This window comes from Myxococcus sp. AM011 (assembly GCF_013372595.1).
Taxonomy (GTDB): domain Bacteria; phylum Myxococcota; class Myxococcia; order Myxococcales; family Myxococcaceae; genus Myxococcus; species Myxococcus eversor.
Map to the genome: position 1 here is coordinate 1 of NZ_JABXEM010000458.1, position 4162 is coordinate 4162.

Annotated in this window: 3 protein-coding genes; 2 read left to right on the forward strand and 1 reads right to left on the reverse strand. The window is 68.6% G+C overall.

What is annotated here, in order from left to right; genetic code table 11:
- Positions 1-68 precede the first annotated feature (68 nt).
- Both HUW62_RS45955 and HUW62_RS45960 read left to right on the forward strand, forming a co-directional pair.
- Positions 69-356: a hypothetical protein gene (locus tag HUW62_RS45955; RefSeq protein ID WP_163863144.1), complete on the forward strand. Its 288-nt coding sequence runs from the start codon at positions 69-71 to the stop codon at positions 354-356.
- An 87-nt stretch (positions 357-443) separates the two neighbouring features.
- Positions 444-1568, forward strand: a complete 1125-nt coding sequence (locus HUW62_RS45960; RefSeq protein ID WP_368670646.1) for a serine hydrolase domain-containing protein — start codon at positions 444-446, stop codon at positions 1566-1568.
- 13 nt (positions 1569-1581) lie between these two features.
- On the opposite strand, the gene HUW62_RS45965 is transcribed toward HUW62_RS45960, so the two are convergent.
- Complete coding sequence (locus HUW62_RS45965) at positions 1582-3642, reverse strand: methyl-accepting chemotaxis protein (RefSeq protein ID WP_368670647.1); 2061 nt, start codon at positions 3640-3642, stop codon at positions 1582-1584.
- Between the last annotated feature and the right edge of the window lie 520 nt (positions 3643-4162).

Consider the following 4162-nt stretch of genomic DNA (forward strand, 5'->3'; position numbering starts at 1 on the left):
CGTCGACCCCTGATCCGGATTACTTTCGCCACGCAGTAGCATCAATCCCCTCACTCATGGAGCGCGACATGAAGCTGCGTCACCACATCGGAGCCTTGCTGGCCGTCGGAGTCCTCTCGGGTTGTGGCGTCACCACGGAGGAGGAGCAGCCCTCCGACGCCAATCAGGTGAGCGCACTCGACCCCTGCGACGGGACGATGCTGTGGGAGTACAACTTCTACAGCGACGCCGCCCATCGCGAGCAGGTGGGCGGAATCATCTGCAAGTGCCGAGGCACCATCGCCACCTGGGGTGACACCTCGACGCCGTATGTCGGGTACTACAGCGGCGCCTGCCCGGCGCAGCCCGAGACCTGAGCCGAGCCACGGTCCTCCCTCGCTCGATGAACCGGGCGAGGGCAGGAGGCGCGAACAAAAGACTTCCGCGACTTTCTCGGAGGTCCCGTGTTCAGGCAGTCCATGCGAAATCTCTACGTGTGTCTGCTGTCCTGCTGGCTGTGCGCCTGTGGTCCCTCTTCGGTACCGGAGGAAGTCACCCCGCCGTCCACCGAGACCCTCACCCAGCAGGACTCCCAGCTCGCGGGCTGGGCGGCCGTGCGCGCGCTGCTCATCCAGCGGTCCGCCGCCGAGGGTGTCCAGGACCTGGGGTTGATGGTGTTCGACAGCAACGACAACCTCGTCTTCCAGCACATGGTCGGCGCCTTCACGCCCACCCAGCGCGTCGCGGTGGCGTCCGCCTCCAAGATGGTCTCCGGCCTGGTGCTGCTCGAGCTCATCAAGCGCGGGCAGCTCAGCCTGGACTCGACGACGGGCACGGTGCTCGGCTGGACGGGGCCCAAGGCCAGCATCACCCTGCGCCACCTGCTCTCGTTCACCTCCGGGATGGTGAGGGACCACGCCTGCACCACCATGCCGACCATCACCCTGGCCACGTGTGTGAACACCCTCTCCACGCTGGCGCCCGTCGCCGCGCCCGGGACGCGCTTCGACTATGGCGGCACGCACCTGCACGTGGCCGCGCGCATGGCGGAGGTCGTCACGGGCAAGACGTGGAACACCCTCTTCAGTGACATCCTCCGCGCGCCGCTGGGCCAGTCCACGGCCGTCACCTACTACTCGCTGCCGCGCCAGAGTCTCGGCACGCAGAACCCGCTCATCGCCGGCGGCCTGCGCGTCACCATGTCCGAGTACGCCGACTTCCTCTCGCTCGCCTTCCACAAGGGCCAGACGCCGACGCTGACCATCGGCACCCCCGCCCTCTTCGACGCCCAGGCGCGCGAGCCGTACCCCAACGTCGTCATCGGCAACTCGCCCATGGCGGCGCTCGGCCTGCCCTTCCACTATGGCCTCACCGCGTGGCTGGAGTGCCTGACGCCCGCGACGGGCTGCACGCGCATCAGCTCCCCGGGCGCCTTCGGCTTCACGCCCTGGCTGGACCGCGACAGCGGCTACTACGCGATTCTCGGCATGGAGCTGAACACCACCGCGGGCGAGGGCGGCATCGTCGACTTCAGCGTGACGCTCGAAAGGGATTTGGCGCCGCTCATCCAGAACGCCCTGTCTCCCTGACGCACGGCGCGCCTCACGCGCCCAGCGAGCCCGACTGGAGCGCCTTCCGCGCCGAGCCGGACATGGTCTCCGCCAGCGTTTGCACCGAGCGCGCCACCTTCTGCGTCTCCTCCACGACGCGCAGGGTCTGCTGCATCTGCCCGGACAGGTCCTGGATGGCCACGGCTATCTGGGACGTGCCCGCGTCCTGCTGGGACACGGCCATGGAAATCTGCCGCACGCTGCCGCTCGTCTCACCGATGATGCCCGCGAGCTTCTGGAGCTGGGAGCCGGAGATTCGCACCGCGTCCAGACTCACCTTCACCCGCTGCTCGCCCTGCTCGCTCATCTTCGCGGCCTCGCGCATGCTGGTGTTCACCCCCTCCAGCACCTCACGGATGCGCTGCGTGGCGAGGATGGACTGGTCCGCGAGGCTGCGCACCTCGCGCGACACCACCGCGAAGCCCCGGCCATGCTCGCCGCTGCGCGCGGCCTCAATCGCGGCGTTGACGGCCAGCATGTTGGACTGGTCCGCCAGCCCCTTCACCGTGTCGACGATGCCGGAAATCTCCCGCGTGCGAGCATCCAGCGCGAGGATGCGCCGGGCCATCTCCGACACCTCCGCGCGGATGGCCTCCAGGTTCGTCAGCGTCCGGTCGATGGCCGCGCCACCGTCACGGCCCGCCTCCTCCGCGACGACGATGGAGCTGGCGAGCAGCCGCGTCTTGTCCGCCGTCACCAGCGAGCCCTGACGGATTTCCTGCACCGTCTGCTCCAGCTCCTTGAGCGCCGTCGCCTGACGGCTGATGCCCACCGTCTGCTCGTCGCTGGACGTGCGCAACTGCTGCACCACCGTCGCCAGCTCTCCAGCGCCGGTGCCCATGCCCTCGGCCAGCTCCCGCACGTCCTTGCGGCGCGCCTCCAGTTGACGCGTGTGGGACGCCAGCGAGCGCACCACCAGCGTGGAGCGCCGCGCGACGATGCACACCAGCGACACCGTGAGCGCCACGAAGCCCCAGTGAATCTGCGAGCCGTTCTGCTCCATCACCCCGAGCACGGGCAGCGTGCTGAGCACGCACACGAAGGTGAGCGCGCCCAGGCCCGCGACGAAGATGCGCGCATCGGGGCTGCCCTTCCACGCGGCCCCGACCGCGACGATGAGGCAGATGAACAGGCAGGGCAGCGAATAGAAGGTGAAGTACGAGAGGTGCCGGTACACCATCCCCAGGTCCACGAACACCAGCACGCTCTGAATCGTCGCGGGGACCGCGAGCGCGGCCACGCCCCAGCGGAACCAGCGCAGCTCGCCCTCCAGGATGCTGTCGGAGATGAACCACCCCAGGCCCGGCAGGAGGACGTACGCGCCCAGCAACGTGAGCTGGCTGCTCAGCAGATTCGCGCCCCAGAGGGACATCAACAGCCCGCTGGAGCCCAGCAGCAACACACCCGAGCCACCGGAGAAGACGGTGAGCGCCACCAGCATCCGCTGCTGTCGCCGTACCAGCGCCGCCACCACGGCGACACCCGCCACCACGAGCAGCAACACACCCATGACGAAGGGCGCCAGCCCCTCGCGCATCGCCCCTGCGGCCAGCTCGGACCGGTGCCCCACCCGGGCCTCCTGCCCCACGCCGATGATGGGCCCGTTGCTCTGGATGCGCAGCAGCACCCGCGAGCCGATGACCGAGGAAGGCAGCGGCACCAGGCTCCACGCCATGGCCTCCACCGACTCGACGCTGGAGGGACGCAGCGTCCCGTTCACGTAGATGCGGCGCCCGTCCGCGTACACCTCGAACGCGTTGGCCACGGTGGCCAGGAAGAGCGCGGGCTCGCCCCACGTCCCGTGCGGCACGGGGATGCTCACCCACAGGAACGTGTTCGACGCGCGTCCCGGCGGCTCATGCGCGGCCTCCATGGGCAGCCAGTCCTCCCGGTCCGCCTCATGCGCCCACGTGGGCACGCCATCCCGCCCCATCGGTGAGTCACCCCAGCGATGGCGCCACCCGCTCTCCAGTCTCACGCTTCCCGCGCCCGAGTCCTCCGCCCGCGCCGACGGAGCGAGCATGAACACGATGAGCAGAAGCCAGGCGAACACCCCCGATGAAACACCTGAGACGAAACAACCCATCGACGCGCGACCCGAACCGCGGAGCAGACTCATGGATGAACACGATGCTCGGGCTTCTGCGACACGAATGTAAACGGGTCTCACCCACCCCGCCTGTCTGCCCACCGCGCATTCCTTTCCCATGTCGATGTTTCAAATGGGATGTATCGAATCGCGAGTGCCCGCTTGAGCGCTCGCGCCGTCCTCTCCCCCCTCCGGCCCGATTCGCGGACGTCCACCTCTTTTCCTGGGAACCGGAGATGGTTTCCGCGTGAGGGTCATTTCCCGACCTCTCAAGGATTTCCGACGAATCCGTCGTTAAGGAGGAACGCGGAAGGAAGCGTCCGTGGGGCGACCCGAACCGGGCCGCGGGGGACACCATGAGCACGACGGAGCTGGCGGTCTTGTTGGAGGGTGCACGCGAGGGAGACCTGGGCGCGAGGGACGCGCTGACGGCGGCGACCTATCGCGAGCTGCGGCGGATGGCCCGCACGGCCCACCCCGAGGT